15 protein-coding genes are annotated in these 19,330 nt (G+C 69.3%); 1 reads left to right on the forward strand and 14 read right to left on the reverse strand.

Annotation, left to right across the window (positions count from 1 at the left end; all coding sequences use genetic code 11):
• Positions 1–127 precede the first annotated feature (127 nt).
• From AC1DSA_RS21565 to AC1DSA_RS21595, 7 genes are read right to left on the reverse strand one after another with little or no spacing between them, the layout of a single operon-like run.
• Complete coding sequence (locus tag AC1DSA_RS21565; RefSeq protein WP_477892946.1) at positions 128–1,357, reverse strand: BaiN/RdsA family NAD(P)/FAD-dependent oxidoreductase; 1,230 nt, start codon at positions 1,355–1,357, stop codon at positions 128–130.
• A gap of 24 nt (positions 1,358–1,381) precedes the next feature.
• A complete protein-coding gene (gene cobA / locus AC1DSA_RS21570) occupies positions 1,382–2,149 on the reverse strand; it encodes a uroporphyrinogen-III C-methyltransferase (protein ID WP_477892947.1) in 768 nt (255 codons plus the stop codon).
• The gene (gene ybiB / locus AC1DSA_RS21575) at positions 2,146–3,051 is read right to left on the reverse strand and encodes a DNA-binding protein YbiB (RefSeq protein ID WP_477892948.1); all 906 of its coding nucleotides are present in this window, start codon (positions 3,049–3,051) and stop codon (positions 2,146–2,148) included. Before ybiB ends, cobA begins: the two co-directional genes overlap by 4 nt.
• Positions 3,052–3,111: 60 nt before the next feature.
• On the reverse strand, positions 3,112–5,922 hold the full coding sequence (locus AC1DSA_RS21580; RefSeq protein WP_477892949.1) for a nitrate reductase: 2,811 nt from the start codon (positions 5,920–5,922) through the stop codon (positions 3,112–3,114).
• A gap of 1 nt (position 5,923) precedes the next feature.
• Complete coding sequence (nirD, locus tag AC1DSA_RS21585; RefSeq protein ID WP_477892950.1) at positions 5,924–6,349, reverse strand: nitrite reductase small subunit NirD; 426 nt, start codon at positions 6,347–6,349, stop codon at positions 5,924–5,926.
• Positions 6,346–8,793: a nitrite reductase large subunit NirB gene (nirB, locus tag AC1DSA_RS21590; protein ID WP_477892951.1), complete on the reverse strand. Its 2,448-nt coding sequence runs from the start codon at positions 8,791–8,793 to the stop codon at positions 6,346–6,348. The genes nirD and nirB overlap by 4 nt, the downstream gene beginning before the upstream one ends.
• Before the next feature lie 3 nt (positions 8,794–8,796).
• Positions 8,797–10,083, reverse strand: a complete 1,287-nt coding sequence (locus AC1DSA_RS21595) for an MFS transporter (protein WP_477892952.1) — start codon at positions 10,081–10,083, stop codon at positions 8,797–8,799.
• A 201-nt stretch (positions 10,084–10,284) separates the two neighbouring features.
• On the opposite strand from AC1DSA_RS21595, the gene AC1DSA_RS21600 reads away from it, so the two are divergent.
• Positions 10,285–11,556, forward strand: coding sequence for a type IV pili methyl-accepting chemotaxis transducer N-terminal domain-containing protein (locus AC1DSA_RS21600; RefSeq protein ID WP_477892953.1), 1,272 nt, complete (start codon positions 10,285–10,287; stop codon positions 11,554–11,556).
• A gap of 268 nt (positions 11,557–11,824) precedes the next feature.
• On the opposite strand, the gene AC1DSA_RS21605 is transcribed toward AC1DSA_RS21600, so the two are convergent.
• The 7 genes from AC1DSA_RS21605 to AC1DSA_RS21635 form a co-directional block, all read right to left on the reverse strand.
• Positions 11,825–12,280: a chemotaxis protein CheX gene (locus tag AC1DSA_RS21605; protein WP_477892954.1), complete on the reverse strand. Its 456-nt coding sequence runs from the start codon at positions 12,278–12,280 to the stop codon at positions 11,825–11,827.
• 4 nt (positions 12,281–12,284) lie between these two features.
• Positions 12,285–12,656: a response regulator transcription factor gene (locus AC1DSA_RS21610; RefSeq protein WP_477892955.1), complete on the reverse strand. Its 372-nt coding sequence runs from the start codon at positions 12,654–12,656 to the stop codon at positions 12,285–12,287.
• An 11-nt stretch (positions 12,657–12,667) separates the two neighbouring features.
• Positions 12,668–14,791, reverse strand: coding sequence for an ATP-binding protein (locus tag AC1DSA_RS21615; RefSeq protein WP_477892956.1), 2,124 nt, complete (start codon positions 14,789–14,791; stop codon positions 12,668–12,670).
• 37 nt (positions 14,792–14,828) lie between these two features.
• Positions 14,829–15,674, reverse strand: a complete 846-nt coding sequence (locus AC1DSA_RS21620) for an ABC transporter ATP-binding protein (protein ID WP_477892957.1) — start codon at positions 15,672–15,674, stop codon at positions 14,829–14,831.
• A gap of 10 nt (positions 15,675–15,684) precedes the next feature.
• Entirely contained in the window at positions 15,685–16,548 is an 864-nt protein-coding gene (ntrB, locus tag AC1DSA_RS21625) for a nitrate ABC transporter permease (protein ID WP_477892958.1), read from the reverse strand.
• A gap of 11 nt (positions 16,549–16,559) precedes the next feature.
• Positions 16,560–17,861: a CmpA/NrtA family ABC transporter substrate-binding protein gene (locus AC1DSA_RS21630; RefSeq protein WP_477892959.1), complete on the reverse strand. Its 1,302-nt coding sequence runs from the start codon at positions 17,859–17,861 to the stop codon at positions 16,560–16,562.
• A gap of 220 nt (positions 17,862–18,081) precedes the next feature.
• Positions 18,082–19,308 carry a nitrate- and nitrite sensing domain-containing protein gene (locus AC1DSA_RS21635; RefSeq protein WP_477892987.1) on the reverse strand — a complete coding sequence of 409 codons (1,227 nt, stop codon included), beginning with the start codon at positions 19,306–19,308 and terminating at the stop codon, positions 18,082–18,084.
• Between the last annotated feature and the right edge of the window lie 22 nt (positions 19,309–19,330).

The raw sequence follows: 19,330 nt of genomic DNA on the forward strand, positions 1-19,330 counted from the left end.
TCCGAGTTCTGTTCGATCAGGCCGGTGGGGGTTTGCCAGCAAAGCCCGAGATTATAGCCGCATGTGGACAGCCGGCAACCGGCCTGCTCGTCCGTGAGCCGCGGGCGGGGGCTTCCCGGCCTGCAGGTCAGCGCCCGGCCAGCGCCTGCCCGCAGGCGTACCCGCTGGCCCAGGCCCACTGGAAGTTGTAGCCGCCCAGCCAGCCGGTGACGTCCACCGCCTCGCCGATGAAGTACAGGCCGGGCTGGCGGGTGGCTTCCAGCGTCTGCGAGGACAGCTCCCGGGTGTCCACCCCGCCGGCGGTCACTTCGGCCTTGCGATAGCCCTCGGTGCCGGTGGGCACCAGCTCCCAGGCCGAGAGGCGCTGGGCCAGCTGCTGCAGGGACTTGTCGCCGGCCTCGTTCACCGGCCGCTGCCAGGCCGGGTCCTGCTGCACCCAGGCGTCGGCCAGCCGCGCCGGCACCCACTGGGCCAGTTCGTTGGCGATCAGCTTGCGCGAGCCGCGCGCCTTGGCCGCCAGCAGTTCCACCGCCAGGTCGTGGCCGGGTGCCAGGTCGATGCGGATCGGCGTTCCTTCCTTCCAGTAGCTGGAGACCTGCAGCACCGCCGGGCCGCTCAGGCCGCGGTGGGTGAACAGCAGGTCCTCGTCGAACGCGATGCGCTCCTTCTTCGTCCCGGTCTCGATGCGCACCGGCAGCGCCAGGCCCGCGAGCTGCGCGAAGGGCGCCCAGGCCTCGCCGTCGAACGTGAGCGGCACCAGGGCCGGGCGCGGCGGCACGAGCTTCAGGCCGAACTGCTGCGCGATGCGGTAACCGAAGTCGCTGGCGCCGATCTTGGGGATCGAAAGCCCGCCGGTGGCGATCACCACGGAGCGCGCCTGCACGGTGCCGCGGCTGGTCCGCACCTCGTAGAGGTCACCCGCTCTCGCGATGCCGGACACGCTGCACGGCTGCCAGTGCGTCACGCCGCCGGCCGCGCATTCGGCCAGCAGCATGCGGATGAAGTCGTCGGAGGAGCGGTCGCCGAACAGCTGCCCCTTGTGCTTCTCGTGGAAAGGAATGCCGTGCTTCTGGGCCAGCGCGATGAAGTCCTGCGGCGTGTAGCGCGCCAGCGCGGACCGGCAGAAATGGGGGTTGTCCCCCAGGAAGTGCTTCTGCGGCGCCCGCGCATCGAGGTCGCGGTTGGTGAAGTTGCAGCGGCCGCCGCCGGAGATGCGGATCTTCTCGGCGACCTTTTCCGCGTGGTCGACCAGCAGGACCTTGACGCCCAGCTGGCCGGCGACACCGGCGCAGAACAGGCCCGCGGCGCCGGCGCCGATGACGATGGCGTCGAAGGTCGTGGGGGGCGCGTCGGGCATGGACGCGCATTATGGGTGCGGCGGCTACGCGACCCGCTGGCGGTCCACCGCCTGGCCGGCCACGGCGACGCCGCGCACCACGTCGCCCACCACGATCACCGAGGGGCTCGCGAGCGACTCGCGCGCCACGGTGGCGGCCAGTTCGCCCAGCGTCGTGACGGCATGGCGCTGGTCCGGCTGCGAGGCGCGCTGCACGATCGCCACCGGCGTGTCCGCGGGCAGCCCGCTCAGCAGCTCCGCCTGGATGCGGGCCGCGCTGCTCACGCCCATGTAGATCACCAGGGTCAGGCGCGCATCGCGGGCGGCGGCCGCCAGAGATTTCCAGTCCAGGGACTCGGCACCTTTCTGGGCGTGGCCGGTCAGGAAGATCACGCCGTGCGCATGGTTTCGGTGCGTCAGCGGAACGCCCAGCGACGTGGCCGCGGCCAGGCCCGCCGTGATGCCGTTGATGACCTCGACCTGCACGCCGGCGGCGCGCAGGTGTTCCACCTCCTCGCCGCCGCGGCCGAAGATGAAGGGGTCGCCGCCCTTGAGGCGCACGACGTTCTCGCCCTCGCGCGCGGCCATCACCATCAGCTTCTCGATGAAGGCCTGCGGCGTGCTCTTGCAGCCGCCGCGCTTGCCGACGTAGACGATGCGCGTGGATTTCGGCGCGTGGCCGACGACCTCGTCGCTCACGAGGTCGTCGACCAGCAGCACGGTGGCGGACTGGATGGCCTTGAGGGCCTTCAGGGTCAGCAGATCCGGGTCACCGGGCCCGGCGCCGACGAGGGTGACTTTGCCTGTGTTCATGCCGAGGCCAATCGCAAGATGTGTTCCACCTGGAGACCCATGGATTCGGGGATGGGCTTACGCCCCTGCAGCACGTCGCGGATGTAAGTGGCGGTCGTCTCCGGGTCCACTTCCTTGGGCAAGTCCGGCAGGTCGGTCAGCGTGCCCTTGCGCCCTTCCTGCAGCGGCACCCGCGTGCCGCGCACGAAGCCATCCATCTGCGGCAGGCGGCGCGCATCCGCCACCACTTCGCCCTCGGTGCCGCGCAGCAGCAGCGCGGTGGCGCCGATCATCTCGAACACCTCGCCCATGGACACGGCGTATTCCGGATGCGTGTAGCTGCTGACGATCACGGCCGGACCGTCCACGGGATTCATCAGCTTCACCAGGCTGTGCGCGCTGTTGCGCAGGCCGATCAGGCGGCGCGCGTCCAGCAGGCGCTTGAGCCCGGGGCTCAGCACCTCGGTGGGGACGAAGGCCACCTGGCCATCGCGCAGCACCGGTGCGTGGTCGGACGCCTGGATGTCCAGCGCGTGCAGCACGTCGCGCACGAACACGCGGCTCGATTCGGTGGACGTGCCGTGGATCAGCACCGGGACGCCCTGGCGCGCGACCAGGCCCGCCAGCAGCGGCGTCAGCACCGGCAGCCGACGCGCGCCGTTGTAGCTCGGCAGCACGACCACCGGCCGGCCGCTGTCGGCATGCACCCGTCGCAGCCGCGCGTGGGTGGCGTCGAGGAATCCGCACATCTCCTCGGGCGTCTCCCCCTTCACGCGCATCGCGATGCAGAAGGCGCCGACCTCGAGATCGCTGACCTCGCCGTCCAGGATCTGGCCGAACAGGTCGCTGGCCCGGGCGCGGTCCAGCGGCCGCGCGCCCTGCTTGCCGCGGCCAATTTCCTTGAGGTATTGACTGATGCCCACGCCCAATTGTCCCAGAGGCCTGATGACCCCTGGCTATAAGCTGAATCAGGCGACGGGCGATCAGGCCGCCGCAGCGAGCGGCACGATCGCGCGCACCATGCGCTTGAGCTCCGGCACGCAGGAGCCGCAGTTGGTGCCGCAACGCAGCTTGGCCTGGAGCGAGCCGAGCCGCTCTTCCGGCGTGCCGGTGCGACTGGCGAGATGGCCTTCGATGGCCTGCGTTTCCACGCCGAAGCAGCTGCAGACCTGCTTGCCCTTTTGCGGCACGGCCACCGGTGCCTTGGCGCCGGGTGCGAGCAGCAGCCGCCCGTAGGCCTGCGCGGGCAGGTCCTGCAGCAGCAAGGCCTTGAGCCAGGCTTCGGCGCTGGTGTCGCCCGCCAGCAGCAGGCCATCGAGCTTCATGTCGGCGCCGTCGCGCCGCACGCGCAGGCTGCGGCGCTGGCCCTTGCGTTTGTCCGCATAGCGCAGCGTTTCGGCGCCCGCCAGCGCGAACAGTGCTTCCAGCCGTTGCAGCACCTCGTCCGGGGGCGGCTCGTGGGCCGCGGCGCGGAACAGCACGCCGCTGCGCTCCTGCGTGGCCGCCTGCGCCAGTGGTGCATTGTTGGAGAAGGGCACGCAGGACGCGAAGGGAAAGAGCGCCATCAGCGCCTGCAACTGTTCGCGCACCTCGAACGCATCGCCCGCGGGCAGCCATGCCGCGGCCAGCAGGGTCCACGGCAGTTCCGCCTTCAGGATCTTCACCGCCGCGTGCTTCAGCTCGGGTTGCTTCGAAGTGGCGCAGTAGGCCGAGGTGGTGAGGGCGTTGACGCCCAGCAGGCGTTCTCCCGTGCTGGACAGGCCGCTGAGGAAATCGGCGCCCCAGTGCATCGCGACGAAGGCCTGGCTCAGGCCCAGTTCGGTGCTGGCCTGCACCGGCAGGACGATGGAGCCGCGCCGCGAGGTGACGTGCACCAGGTCGCCTTCCTTCAGCTGGCGGCGCGCGATGTCCTGTGGATGCATCTGCACCGCCGGTTCCGGAACGTGGCCGAACAGGCGGCCGAGCGTGCCGGTGCGGCTCATGCCGTGCCACTGGTCGCGCAGCCGCCCGGTGGTGAGGGAGAAGGGATAGCGCGACTCGCGCGGCTCGGCAAGCGGCTGGTACTTCACGGCGGCGAAGCGCGCCTTGCCGTCGGCGGTGGGGAACACGCCGTCTTCGTACAGCCGTTCGCGGCCCCGGGTGGCCCCTTCGGGGAAGGGCCATTGCTGCGGCGACTGCTCCAGCAGCGAATAGCTGAGGCCGGTGATGTCGAGGTCGCGCCCGCGGGTGGACTCGCGGTGTTCGAGCCAGATGGATTCGGGAGTGGCGTAGGGGAAGAGGGTGGTCGCGCGGCCGAGCCGCGATTCCAACCGGCGCCCGAACTCCACCGCGATCTGCCAGTCGTGGCGCGTGCCGCCGGGCGCGGCCACCGAGGGGCGCACGCGGCTGATGCGGCGTTCGCTGTTGGTGACGGTGCCGTCCTTCTCGCCCCAGGTGGTGGCGGGCAGCAGCAAATCCCCGTAGCTGCAGGTCTCGGTCGTGGCGAAGGCTTCCTGCACCACGACGAACTCGGCGCGCTGCAAGGCGCGGCGCACCGTCGCCAGGTCGGGCATCGATTGCGCGGGATTGGTGCAGGCGATCCAGAGCGCCTTGATCTCGCCGTCGGCCGCGGCCTGGAACATCTCCACGGCGGTCTTGCCGGGTTTCTCGGGGACCGAGGGCACGCCCCACAAGGCGGCCACTTCGGCGCGGTGCTGCGGGTTGGCGAGGTCTCGGTGTGCCGAGAGCAGGTTGGCCAGCCCGCCGACTTCGCGTCCGCCCATGGCATTGGGCTGCCCGGTGAGCGAGAACGGGCCCGCGCCTGGCCGGCCGATCTGCGCGGTGGCCAGGTGCATGTTGACCAGCGCCGCGTTCTTGGCGGTGCCGCTGCTGGACTGGTTGAGGCCCTGGCAGTACAGGCTCAGCGTCGCGGGCGAGGTGGCAAACCAGCGCGCCGCCGTCAACAGGTCTTCCTTGCGGATGCCGCAGGTCTGCGCCACCAGGTCGGGCGTGCACTCGCGCACCACGTCCTTCAGCGCGTCGAAGCCGCCCGTGTGCTGCGCGATGTACGTGGGCTGCGTCCAGCCTTCCCACAGCATGATGTGCAGCAGGCCGTGGAACAGCATCACGTCGGTACCGGGCTGGATCGGCAGGTAGAGGTCCGCGAGTTCGGCGGTGTCGGTGCGGCGCGGGTCGCAGAAGACGATCTTCAGCTGCGGATTGCGGGCCTTCGCCTCCTCGATCCGGCGGAACAGGATCGGGTGCGCATAGGCCGTGTTGCTGCCGACGATGAAGATGCAGCCGGCGTGGTTCACGTCGTCGTAGCAGTTGGGCGGCGCATCGGCGCCCAGCGTCATCTTGTAGCCGGCCACCGCGCTGCTCATGCAAAGCCGCGAGTTGGTGTCGACGTTGTTGGTGCCGATGAGGCCCTTCGCCAGCTTGTTGAAGACGTAGTAGTCCTCGGTGAGAAGCTGGCCGGAGATGTAGAAGCCCACGGCATCCGGCCCGTGCGCGCGGATCACCTGCGCAAAGCGGTCGGCCGCGATTTCCAGCGCGGCGTGCCAGTCCACCCGCAGCGGCCGCTCGCCCCGCTGCTCGCGAAGCATGGGATGCAGCAGGCGGGTGTGCTGCGTCACCGGCGCCGACGCCGTCAGGTGCAGCGTCGACCCCTTGGTGCACAGCCGCCCGAAGTTGGCCGGATGCTCGGGGTCGCCGCGCACGCCCGTGATCTGGTCGCCCTGCGACGCGATGATCACGCCGCAGCCCACGCCACAGTAAGGGCAGGTGGAGCGGGTCTCCGTCTCCTTCAAGGTCATGTCAGGAGTGCGGCGCCTGCACGTCGAAAGTGGCGTCGCCCAGGGCGCCCGTGCCGGCGCAGGGCCCGGCCTTGGGCGGCTGCACGTCGAGCGCCAGCGTGGCCAGTTCCACCGGGTCCAGCAGCACGTTGCCGCCGTCGACGCGGCAGGAGAAGCGCTGGGTGCAGCCCTCGTCCGGCGCCTTGGCGCAGCCGTCGTCCAGGCCGATGGTCCAGTTGTGCAGCGGGCAGGCCACGCTGGTGCCGAACACGATGCCCTGCGACAGCGGCCCGCCCTTGTGCGGGCAGCGGTCGAGGAGGGCGAACACCTGGTCCTGGTCGTTGCGGAACACCGCCACGTCCATGCCGCGCTCGCGCGCCACGCGCCGGGATCCCAGCACCGGGATGTCTTCCACGCGGCAGATCACCTGCCAGTCGTTCGCCTTCATGCCGCCTGTCCTTCCGCAGTGAGTTTTTCGAACTGGCGCGTGTCGACCTGCGCCTTGTGCTGCTCGAACCAGGGGTCGGGTTCGCCGTCCAGGGCGAACTGCAGCCGCTCCCACAGCACCTTGCGGCCGGCATGGTCGTCGAGGATCTTCTTCTTGACGTAGTCCAGGCCGACGCGGTTGATGTAGTGCACCGTGCGCTCCAGGTACCAGCCTTCCTCGCGGTACAGCTGCAGGAAGGCGCCGCTGTACTCCAGCACTTCGTCGGAGGTCTTCACCTTGCAGAAGAACTGGCCGGCCTCGGTCTTGATGCCGCCGTTGCCGCCGACGTAGATCTCCCAGCCGGAATCCACGCCGATCACGCCCACGTCCTTGATGCCGGACTCCGCGCAGTTGCGCGGGCACCCGGACACGGCCAGCTTGACCTTGTGCGGGGCGTACATGCGCCACAGCGCGCGTTCCAGGTCCTTGCCCATCTGGGTGGAGTCCTGGGTGCCGAAGCGGCACCATTCGCTGCCCACGCAGGTCTTCACCGTGCGCAGCGCCTTCGCGTAGGCGTGGCCGGAGGGCATGCCGATGTCCTTCCAGACGTTCTGCAGGTCCTCCTTCTTCACGCCCAGCAGGTCGATGCGCTGGCCGCCGGTGACCTTGACGGTGGGGATCTTGTACTTGTCCACCACGTCGGCGATGCGGCGCAGTTCGGACGCGGTGGTCTCGCCGCCCCACATGCGCGGGATCACGGAGTAGGTGCCGTCCTTCTGGATGTTCGCATGGCTGCGCTCGTTGATGTAGCGCGACTGCGGATCGTCCTTCGCCTCCTTGGGCCAGGTGGAGATCAGGTAGTAGTTCAGCGCCGGGCGGCACGAGGAGCAGCCGTTGGGCGTGCGCCATTCCATGAACTGCATGGTGGCGGCGATCGTGATGAGCTTGTTGGCCTTGATCGCGTCGCGCACTTCCTGGTGGCTGTGGTCGGTGCAGCCGCACAGTGCCTTCTTCTTGGGCGCGGAGGAATAGTCGCCGCCGGCGGTGAACATGATGATCTGTTCSACCAGCCCGGTGCAGGAGCCGCAGGAGGCGCTGGCCTTGGTGTGCTTGCGCACGTCGTCCAGGGTGAACAGGCCCTTTTCCTTGATGGCCTTGCAGATCGTGCCCTTGTTGACGCCGTTGCAGCCGCAGACCTCGTCGGCGTCGGCCATCGCCGCGGCCTTGTTCTGGCCCTGGTGGCCGGCATCGCCCAGGTTGGACTCGCCGAACATCAGCTTGTCGCGGATGTCGCCGATCTTGCGGCCCTCGCGCAGCAGCTTGAAGTAGTAGCTGCCGTCCACGGTGTCGCCGTACAGGCAGGCGCCCACCAGCTTGTCGTCCTTGATCACCAGCTTCTTGTAGACGCCGCCGAAGGGATCGCTCATCACGATCTCTTCCGTGCCTTCGCCGCCCATGAACTCGCCGGCGGAGAACAGGTCGATGCCGGTCACCTTCAGCTTGGTGGAGGTGAGCGAGCCGGTGTAGCGGCCGATGCCGAACTGCGCCAGGTGGTTGGCCGCCACCTTGGCCTGCTCGAACAGCGGCGCGACCAGGCCGTAGGCGATGCCACGGTGGGCCGCGCACTCGCCCACGGAATAGATGCGGGCGTCGGTCACGGTCTGCATGGTGTCGTTCACCACGATGCCGCGGCTGCAGTGCAGCCGGGCCTTCTCGGCCAGCTCGGTGTTCGGGCGGATGCCGACGGCCATCACGACCAGGTCGGCCTCCAGCTCGGTGCCGTCCTTGAACCTGATCGCCTTGACGCGGCCATCTTCGCCGCCGACCAGTTCCTGGGTCTGGGCGCCGATCAGGAACTTCAGGCCGCGCTCTTCCAGCGACTTCTGCAGCAGCTTGCCCGCCACGTCATCGAGCTGGCGCTCCATCAGCCAGGGCATCACGTGCACCACGCTGACGTCCATGCCGCGCTTCATCAGGCCGTTGGCCGCTTCCAGGCCCAGCAGGCCGCCGCCGATCACGACCGCCTTGCGGAACTTCTGCGCGGCCTCGATCATCGTGTTGGTGTCGGCGATGTCGCGGTAGGCGATCACGCCCTGCAGGTCCTTGCCCGGCACCGGCAGGATGAAGGGGTTGGAGCCGGTGCACAGCAGCAGCCGGTCGTACTCTTCCTCGGTGCCGTCGTCGGCGCGCACCACCCGCTTCACGCGGTCGATCTGCACCACCTTCTTGCCGGCGTGCAGCCGGATGCCGTTCTGCTCGTACCACTCCCAGGAGTTCAGCACGATCTCGTCCAGCGTCTGCTCGCCGGCCAGCACCGGCGACAGCAGGATGCGGTTGTAGTTCGGGTGCGGCTCGGCGCCGAACACCGTCACGTCGTACAGCTCCGGCTGGATCTTGAGGAGTTCCTCGAGGGTGCGCACACCGGCCATGCCGTTGCCGACCATCACGAGTTTCATCTTCTTCATCGTTTACTCCTGCGAAAGATGGGAAAGGGGTTGCGGGTGCGCGCGGCCGGAGGGCCAGCCCGCGGCGCCGGTGGCCGTGTGCACGCGGGCGCGGCCGCCGTGGCCCACCCAGGAGCGCGTCCAGCGGCGCTGCACCGCGCGCAGCAGCCCGACCACCAGCAGCGCCAGCGCGGCGAACACGAGGAAGCCCCAGGCGTAGGTGCCCAGGTACTGGCGGGACAGACCCATGGTGCTGGGCACCAGGCCACCGCCCAGGGCGCCGATCTCGCCGATCATGGAACCGGCCACCGCCGTGGACGCGGGCCAGCGCAGCGGCACCAGCTGGAACAGGGCGCCGTTGCCCGCGCCCAGCGCAGCGAAGCACAGCATCATCAGCAGCGTGGTGAGCAGCAGCGAGTGGCCGGCAAAGCCGACCAGCACGAGCGATCCGGTCACCACCGCGAGCACCAGGGTGAGGGTGTTGATGCCGCCCCAGCGGTCGGCCAGCCCGCCGCCGACCACCCGCAGCGCGGCGCCCATGAAGGCCGCCAGCATGGTGAGCTGGCCCGCCTCCACCTTGCTCACGCCGAACTGTTCGAAGTAATAGGAAGGCAGGAAGCTGGTGAGGCCGATGAAGCCGCCGAAGGTGATGGCGTAGATCACGCTGAACACCCAGCCGTCGCCTTCGAACAGGCAGGCCACGTGCTCGCGCAGGCTGGCCTTGGTGTTGACGTCGGCCGGTTCGCGGGCGAAGGCGACCATCACCGCCATCGGCACGAGGATGGCGACGGCCGCCACGCCGTACACGGCCTGCCAGCCCAGCCACTGCGCCAGCGGGGGCGCCAGCAGCACCGAGACCGCCGTGCCGACGTTGCCGGCGCCGACGATGCCCATGGCCAGTCCCTTGTGGCGGGCCGGGAAGGAGCCGGAGCCCAGCGACAGCGCGACGCCGAAGCTGGCGCCGGCGATGCCTAGCAGCACGCCCATGGCCAGCAGGTCGTCGAAGCCGTGCACGAAGAACAGGCCGTACACCATCGCGATGCCGATCAGCCCCATCTCCACCAGCGTGGCGCTCTTGCGGCCGATGTACTGCGCCAGCACGCCCAGCGGGAAGCGCATCAGCGCACCGGCGACGATGGGGATGGACAGCATCAGGCCCTGCTGGGCGGCGGTGAGCTGGTAGCTCTCGCGGATGAAGGGCGCCATGGCGCCGTTGAGCACCCAGATGGCGCAGGAGAAGGCGAAGTAGAGGAACGCCGCGAACAGCGTGGGCGAGTGGCCGGACTTCAGGAAGTAGTGGAACGCGCGCATGGTGTGTGTCTGGTCCGGGGGCGGGCCTGCGGCCTGCCCCGAATTGGGAGTACAAACAGCACACAGCGTCGTGCGCATGGCCGGCGGTACGGTGCACGGCCCGGGTGCGTCGTCACACCCGTTGGCTCTTTCCTTGCAGGGACCGTGCCAGCGGCGCGCATGGGGCTTGCACTATGCTTGCGCGCTCCCTACCGACCCACCGTGACCACCGTCCTGCTCCTCGCCACGCCCGATCCCGGTGCACCCGCGCTCGCCGCGCACTTCAACGCGGCCGGATTCACCGTCTGCGGCGAGGGTGATTGCGCGCACCTGGTGCGCGACACGCTGCGCCTGGGCCCGGACGTGCTCGTTTGCTGGGCACCCCGCCCAACGCCGGACCTGTTGCAGTCGGTTGCCACGCTGCAAGCCCAGCAGCCGGTGCCCGTGCTGGTCTTCACCCAGGACCCCGATGCGGAAGCACTGCAGCGTGCACTGGATGCGGGCGTGCACGCCTGGGTGGTGCAGGGCTATGCGCCGCAGCGGCTGCGGCCGCTGGTGCAGCTGGCGCAGGCGCGCGAGCAGCACGAGCGGAAACTGCGTGCCAGCATCGCCGAACTGGGCGAGAAGCTGGACGAGCGCAAGTGGGTGGACCGCGCCAAGGGCATCCTGATGCAGGCGCAGCAGGTGAGCGAGGAAGACGCCTTCCAGCTGCTGCGCACCGCCTCCATGCAGGGCAACCGCAAGGTGGGGCAGGTGTCGCGCCAGGTGATCGACGCCGCGCGCACCGCCGAGGCGATCAACCGCGCGGGCCAGCAGCGCATGCTGTCGCAACGGCTGGTGAAGCTGTATGCGCTGGCCTGCAGCCGCACCGACGGCGCGGCCGCGGCGCTGCTGATGAAGGAGTCGGTCCAGCGGGTGGAGGACAACCTCGCCGCGCTGGAGGAAGCGCTCTCGGCGGCCACCTACGGGGACCTGCTCTCGGCCGCGCGCGCGGGCTGGAGGGAGGTGCGCCAGCTGCTGGACGCGCCGCCGCGCGCCGTGGAGCTGGGCCGGCTGGACGCGCAGGCCGATGCGATGGTGGCGCAGGCCAACGCGCTGGTGCTGGCGCTGGAGGCGTCGGGACTGGCGGCGCAGGTGCAGGTGATGAACGTGGCCGGCCGCCAGCGCATGCTGTCGCAGCGCATGGCCAAGCTGGCGCTGCTGCAGGCCCTGGCCACCGACCGCAAGGCCGCCGAGGCCTTGCTGGCGCAGACCGCGGCTGAGTTCGAGCAGGGCCTGGCGGCATTGGCGCAGGCGCCGCTGTCCAGCCCGCAGATCCGCTCGCTGCTGGAGCGCGGCGATGCCGCGTGGCGCGAGCTGCGCGCCGCCGTGCCCGAGGCGGCCCAACCCGGTGCGCGCATGAAGGTCGCGGCGGCGAGCGAGGAACTGCTGGAGCTGTTCGACCGCCTGACCGAGGCCTACCAGCACAGCATCGAGGTGCTGATTGGCACTTGAAAAAGTGCTGCGCACTTTTTCAAGTGGCTGATCAGTGTGAAGGTGCCCGGCAAAGCCGGTTCACCTTCACAAGGGGGACTGCGCTGCATGCTATTCCGCGCAGTCCTCAAAAACGCGCTCTCCCGTTCTCGTTCTGTTTCCCGGAGCTGTCACGTAGACCGCGCGGAATGGCATGCAGCGCGGTCTTCCTTGGAGAGAGGATCCGGCTTGGCCGGTCCTCTCTCCACCGATCAAGCAACCCGGAAAGATCGCTTGCGATTTTTCCGGGTCAACACTTGGCCATGTCGATGCACACCACCGCCGGCTGGTGGTTCCACTTCAGGGTGATCGCATAGGGGTGCTTGCGCACGCGCGCCTGGATGCCGCCGCTGCCGTGCAGCTTCACCGGCACCGAGATCTGCAGCGCCGCGCCCAGGCTCTTGCGAGCGTTGCCGCCCAGCGTGTTGGCGATCTCGCCGACCGCGTCCAGCAGGTTGGCCTGCGACAGGTCGGTCTCGCCCTGCAGCAGCAGCAGCTCCCTGAGCAACTGCCCGGGCATGGACACCAGCACGTGGCCGTTGAAGGACCCCGAGAAGCTGACGATGCCGTTGTAGTCGTGGCCCTGCAGCTCGCCGGTGGCGAGGAAGGCGGAAGTGATCTGGGGTTCCTGGCGGGTGACCACGCGGAAGTACTCGCGCACGGATTCCACGAACATCTTGAGCTCGTCGGCGGTGAGGGCGTCCATCGGCTTACTTTCCTTCCACGACGTCCAGCAGCGCGATCTTGAGCTCGTCGTCGCTGAAGGGCTTGGCCACGAAGCCGCGGGCGCCCAGGCGCAGCGCCTCGATGGCGGTCGACTTGTCGGACAGCGCGCTGACCACCAGGATGCGGGTGCGCGGCAGCATGCGCAGCATTTCCTGGATGCATTCGATGCCGTCCATCTCGGGCATGGTCAGGTCCATGGTCACCACCTCCGGCTGGGTCGCCCGCGCCACGCGCAGCGCCTCGGCGCCGTTGCGGGCCAGCCCCACCAGCGCGATGCCGGACAGCCCGCCGCCCTGCACCACCCGCGAGATGCGCGAGCGGATCATGTTGGAGTCGTCGACGATCAGCAGTCGCATGGTCAGTCTCCTCACGCCGCAAAGCGGACCCTGAATTCGGTGAACTCCCCGGGCGTGGAGGCGAGGGTGAGGCGGCCGCCCAGCTTCTGCACGTTGGCCTGCACCAGGTCCAGGCCGATGCCGCGCCCCGCGTGCAGAGAGACGCCGTTCGCCGTGGAGAAGCCGGGCTTGAAGATGTGGGCGACCAGCTGGCGGTCGTCGAAGCTTTCCAGCTGCTGCGCCGTGTACCAGCCCAGCTCCAGCAGCTTGCGCTTCACGCGCGGCGCGGACAGGCCCGCGCCGTCGTCGCGCACGGTCAGCACCCATTCCATGTCCGCGCGCACCAGCCGCACGCTCACGCTCCCCGTTTCCGCCTTGCCGTTGTCGTTGCGGGTGACGGGCGCCTCCAGGCCGTGGGTGACGGCGTTGCGCAGCAGCTGCACGGCGGTCTCGCGCACCAGGTCGGCCTGGCCGGGCGGCAGGTCCGCCAGCGCGCCCATGGCGACCTCCGGCAGCACCTTCTTGCCGCAGTCGCGCGCTACCTCGCCGGCGAGGCCGGCCAGCAGGGTGTTGATCGAGCCGGCGGGGTCGGCCTGCGCCGACGCGGCGCGCCCCATTCCGGCCAGGTTCTTCAACGCGCCGACCTTGGCCAGCAGTTCCTCCAGCGGCAGCGGCAGCGCCAGCAGGGCCTGCCCCACGTCGCCGGCGCCGCCGCCCTGGCGGATGCGGTCCAGCGTGTCCTCGAAGGCGTGCGCCTGGCTGGCCAGCGTCTCCAGGCCCAGCACCGCCGCGTCGCCCTTCAACGCATGCACGCGCCGCCGCGCCTCGTCCACGCGCTGGAGCACGGCCGCCTCGCCCTGCGCGCTGGACGTGCTGCGCAGCAGGTCGTTCACTTCCAGCAGGTGCTGTTCGGCGCGGGTCACGAACTGGCGCAGCAGCGCCGGGTCCGCGTCCACCGCCCGCAGCAGCATCTCGAATTCCTTCTGCGAGCGCAGCCGCTCCGACTGCAGCTTGTGCTCCAGCTCGATGCGGGCCGACACGTCCTGCACCGTCACCAGCAGGTGCCGCACCGCGCCGTCCTCCACCACCCGGTTGAAGTGGAAGGACAGGTGCCGGATCTGCTCCTGCCCCAGCCGGTTCTTCACCAGCGCTTCCACCTCGGACAGCGGGTTGATGCCCTGCACCAGCGCTTCCTTCACGTGCGGCGCGAACAGCAGCTGCACGTAGGCGCGGGCATCGGACAGTGCCTTGTCGGTCAGCAGCGGCTCCAGCAGCGCCAAGAAGTCCTGGCCGGGCGCGAGGTTGCGCCCGAACAGCGCATGCGCCGAGCGGGACAGCTGCGAGCCGAGCCGGAAGTCCGGCGTGATCAGGAACAGGCCCTCGCGCACCGACTGCAGGATTTCGCGGTTCTCGTCGTTGGCGGCCTCGATGGCCGCGTCGGACGTCTGCAGGCGGCGCAGGAACTTCAGCAGGATGAAGGCGAAGTTCAGCAGCGCCAGCACGATGCCGCCGGTCTGCACCATGCGCAGCGTGCTGGCCCGCGAGGCGCCGATCGCCTGCGTCTCGGTCACGAAGTCGTTGGCGACGTTGAGCAGCTGGATGTTGTTCGCCTGGCTGTAGGCGAGCGCGGCCGCCAGGTCCTCGGGTGCGAAGCCGTCGACCATCAGCGGCTGCAGCTTGCGGTGGTACGGGCCCCAGATCGCGTCCACCTGCGCTTCCAGCGCGCGTCCGCGTTCGGAGGTGACGGCGTCCAGGAACACCGGCTTGCCGTCGCCGCCGGGGATGGTGTCGCCCTTGCGGAAGGCGGCCTGCGAGAGGTCGAAGATCTTGGTGCCCGCGCGCAGCTCCGCCAGCGTTTCGGGCCGGTGGGGCCGGCCGGCGGCGCGCGCCGCGTCCAGTTCCAGCAGGGTGCGGGCGATGCGCTGCGAGACGTAGCGCTGGCGGCCGGCCAGGTTGATGGCCACGGTGTCCTGGTCGATCTTGAACGAGGTGTAGAAGTTCAGGACCAGGACGCCGAGATCGAACAGCAGGAAGAACGCGACCGCGATGATGATCTCGCGGTACTTGCCGAAGGTGAAGCCCGCGCCCGCCTTCGCGCGGCGGACGCGCGGTGCGGAGGCGGACGGGGGGGCGTCAGCGGTGAGGACGGCGGCCATGGGGTTCCCAACGTTTCTTGTTCTGCCGGCCCGCGCTTCAGGCGGCGACCTTGTCCTTGCGGCCGAAGCTGCCGGGGGTGCGCGCGGAGATGGGCTCCACCTTGCGCTGCTTCTCGTACAGGAAGGACAGGATCTCCTGGCGGCAGTGGTTGTAGGTGTGGTCCTCGGCCAGCGCGATGCGGTTGCGCGGGCGCTCGAGCGGGACGTCCATCACCTGGCCGATGGTGGCTGCGGGGCCGTTGGTCATCATCACCACGCGGTCCGACATCAGCACCGCCTCGTCGACGTCGTGCGTGATCATCATCACCGTGTTGCCCAGCTCGGACTGGATGCGGATCACCTCGTCCTGCAGGTGGGCGCGCGTGAGCGCATCGAGCGCGCCGAACGGCTCGTCCAGCAGCAGCACCTTGGGCTCCATCGCCAGCGCCCGGGCGATGCCCACGCGCTGCTTCATGCCGCCGGAGATCTGCGAGGGCAGGCGGTCCAGCGCATGCGACATGTTCACCATCGCCAGGTTGTGCAGGATCCACTCCCGTCGCTCGCCGGAGGAACGCGAGTCGCGGAAGATCTTGTCCACCGCGATCTCCACGTTCTGGTAGACGGTGAGCCAGGGCAGCAGCGAATGGTTCTGGAACACCACGGCGCGGTCCGGGCCGGGCGAGTTCACCTCGCGCCCGTCGACGATCACGCCGCCCGACGTGGCCTCCAGCAGGCCGGCCACGATGTTCAGCACGGTGGACTTGCCGCAGCCCGAGTGGCCGATCAGCGAGATGTACTCGCCGCGCTGCACTTCCAGGTCGATGCCCTTCAGCACGGGGTTGCCGCCGTTCGGGCCGGGGAAGGTCATGTCGACCCGCGAGAGGGTGAGGTAGGCGTTGCTCATGGTGCAGTCCTCAGGATGCGCTGGTGCCGCGGGTCACTTTGCGGCCGATGAAGGCGACGATGCGATCCAGCGTGAAGCCGACCAGGCCCACGTAGACGAGCGCCAGGATGATGTCGCTGATGCGCGAGGAGTTCCACGCGTCCCAGATGAAGAAGCCGATGCCCACGCCGCCGATCAGCATCTCGGCGGCGATGATCGCCAGCCACGACAGCCCGACGCCGATGCGCAGCCCCGAGAAGATGAAGGGCGCGGCGGCCGGCAGCATGATCTTGGCGAAGTACTCGATGCCGTTCAGGCGGATCACCTTCGCGACGTTGCGGTAGTCCTCGGGGATGTTGCGGATGCCGATCGAGGTGTTGATGATGATTGGCCAGATCGACGTGATGAAGATGACGAAGATCGCCGAGGGGGCGCCGTCGCGGAAACCGGCCAGAGAAATCGGCAGCCAGGCCAGAGGCGGCACCGTGCGCAGCACCTGGAACAGCGGATCCAGCCCGCGCAGCGCCCAAGTGGACTGGCCCACCAGCACGCCCAGGCTCACGCCGACGATCACGGCCAGCGAGTAGCCGTAGGCCACGCGCTTGAGGCTGGCCAGCAGCTGCCAGGCGATGCCCACGTCGTTGCCGCCGCGGTCGTACCAGGGATGCACGATCAGCTCCCAGGTGTCCTGCACCACCTTGCTCGGCGCGGGCAGGGCGGCGCCCGGACGCGAGCCCAGCACCTGCCAGATCAGCACCAGGAAGCCGATGATCACCAGCGGCGGCAGCACGTAGGTCATGAAGCCGCGCACGGCGTCACGGGCCCAGGCCTGCAGGAAGTGGGGCGCGGCCACGCGCGTCACGGGGATGGGTTCCACGATGTCGGATGTGCTCATGCGGTGGCTCCTCAGGCGCTCTTGATGTTCTTGATCTCGAGCGAGTCGAGGTACTTCTTCGGGTTGGCGGGGTCGAACACCTTGCCGTCGAAGAATTTCTCGACACCGCGCGAGGTGGACGCCGGGATGTCCTTGGCGGCGACGCCCAGCTCCTTGGCAGCGGCGCGCCACAGGTCCTCGCGGTTCACCTTGGCGATCAGCGCCTTGGTGTCCAGGTTGGGCGGCAGGTAGCCCCAGCGCTGGTTCTCGGTGAGGAACCACAGGTCGTGCGACTGGAAGGGGTACGAGGCCTGGTCCTTCCAGTAGCGCATCTGGAACTTGCTGTTGGCCTCGACGCGGCCGGTGCCGTAGTCGAAGTCGCCCTTCATGCGGTCGACGATGTCTTCCACCGGGGCGCTGATCCAGCGGCGGCGCGAGCAGATCTCGGCGACCTCGGCCCGGTTCTTCGGGTCCTCGCAGTACATCTGCGCTTCCATGACGGCCTTGAGCAGCGCCTTGGTGGCGTTCGGGTTGGCCTGCACGTAGTCGGTGCGCATGGCGAACGCCTTCTCCGGATGGTTCATCCAGAGTTCGCTGGTGGTGAGCGCCGTGTAGCCGATCTTCTGGTGAATGAGCTGGTGGTTCCAGGGCTCGCACACGCAGAAGGTGTCCATGCTGCCGACCTTCATGTTCGCCACCATCTGCGGCGGGGGCACGACGATGGTGTTGATGTCGCGGTTGGGGTCCACGGTGCCCGCGGCCATCCAGTAGCGCATCCACAGGTCGTGCGTGCCGCCGGGGAAGGTCATGGCGGCGTTCACCGGCTTGCCGGTCTTCACGCGCTTGGCCAGCAGGGCCTTCTTGAATTCCTTGTTGTCCAGGCCGACCTTCAGGTCCTTGTATTCGTTGGCCACCGAGATGCACTGGCCGCCCAGGTTCAGGCGGGCCAGGATGCTGATCGGCACCTGCACGTTGTTGGCCGTCACCGCGCCGGTGGTGATCAGGTAGGGCATCGGCGTCAGGATGTGGGCGCCGTCGATGCCGCTGCTCCTGGAGCCCAGCACCAGGTTGTCGCGCGTGGCGCCCCAGGAGGACTGCTTGAGCACCTCCACCTCGGTCATGCCGTGCTTCTTGAAGAAGCCCTTCTCGTCGGCAACGAACAGCGGCGCCGCGTCGGTGAGGGCGATGAAACCGAGCTTGGCGGCCTTGGTCTCCAGCGCGGTGCCCTGGGCCATCACGATGCCCGGGAAGGTGCCGGCGAGGCTCGCCCCGCCGAGCGCGGCCGCGCCCTGCAGGAGGGTCCGGCGAGTGACCTTGGTGGTGTTGCTTTGCATCGTGTGCTCCTGGTTGCGAAGAGAGAAAGAGAAACGGCGTCCATCACGCTGGGTGCCTGGGGCACGCAGGGAGGGACGCCGTTGTCCTGGATTCGGTCGGGGTCGCGCGCCGCCGTTGGCGCCCGATTCACCTTCCTTCATGCAGGGAGCGTGCCAGCTGTTTTGGGGGCCTTTCGCCCGGCCGTGCACCGCTTTTGTGCACCGCAGCAGTGCATCGCCCTCAGCGGACGCTCCCCGGCAGGACATCGGCCAGCGAAAGCACCGCTTCGGCCACGTCGACGATGCGGCGGTTCTGGTTCATCGCCATCTGCCGCAGCGCGTTGTACGCATCCTCTTCGCTCATCTGGCGGTGCGCCATCAGCAGGCCCTTGGCGCGCTCCACCACCTTGCGCTGGTTCAGGCTGGTGCGCACCGCGTCGAGTTCGTCGCCGATCGCCTGCAGGCGCAGCGCCTGCTCCTGCAGCAGCGCGGGCAGGGTGCGCTCCAGGTGGGGGCCATAGCCGGCGGCGGGCTCGGGGCCGCGCATGCGGTCCTCGCTGGCCAATGCCTCCAGCAGGGCGCGCTGGTCGCGCAGCTCCGAGCGGGCCTGCGCGATGCGCGCCTCGCACAGGTGGCGCAGGTGCAGCGCCAGCACGTCCTCGACGCTGCGCATGGCGTCGAGCCGGCGCGTGCAGGCGTCGTACCAGGGTTGGCTGAGGTTGCGGTCCAGCGGCCCCGGGCGGCCGCTCGCCCCGAGCCGCCGCAGGCGTTCCACTTCGACCAGCATCTGCGGATCGCGGCTCGCGTGGTCGACCCGCAGCACCTCGGGCGCGGCGAAGTCGGCGAACACCTGCAGGCAGGCCTGCTGCGACTCCACCAGGTGGTGCCACTGCTGCTGGCCGGCGGCGTCGATGCCGCCGGCGGCGAAGGCGTTGCCGCCGAACGCGCGCTCGCGGCCGGCGAACTCCTTGCCCTGCATGAAGTTGAACATCGCCAGCAGGGCGCGCGAGATGGCGGGATCGCTGGCCGTGTCCGCGGCTTCGAACACCACGGCCAGCAGGCCGGCCACCAGTTTCACGTAGGCCGCCGTGGCCTCGGGCGCGCCCAGCGCCTGCGCCGCGACCCGGTCGCGCAGCGCCGGCAGGCCGTCCAGCCCGTGCAGCACCATGGCCACCCGGCTGAACAGGCGCGCGCCGTTGCGCACCTGCGCGGAGCCGGTGTCGAGTCCCGCGAACGCGGCGCGCACCTGCTGCTCGGCCCGGGCGCATTCTGCGTGCTGCGCCTGCAAGGCTTCGGCGAAGCGGGTGCCGCGCGAACCGAGGAACAGGTTGGACAGGCCCCGCTCGCGCTGCAGCGCGTGGACGAAGCCGCCGATCACGCCGACGAGTTCGCCGGTGCGGGCGAGCTCCTCGAGTTCGGCGATCTCGCACTGGCGGGCGGCGAGCAGGAAACTGGAACCGGACTTCATCATCACGCGCACTGCAGCAACA

Source organism: Ramlibacter sp. P4_H7, assembly GCF_056400765.1.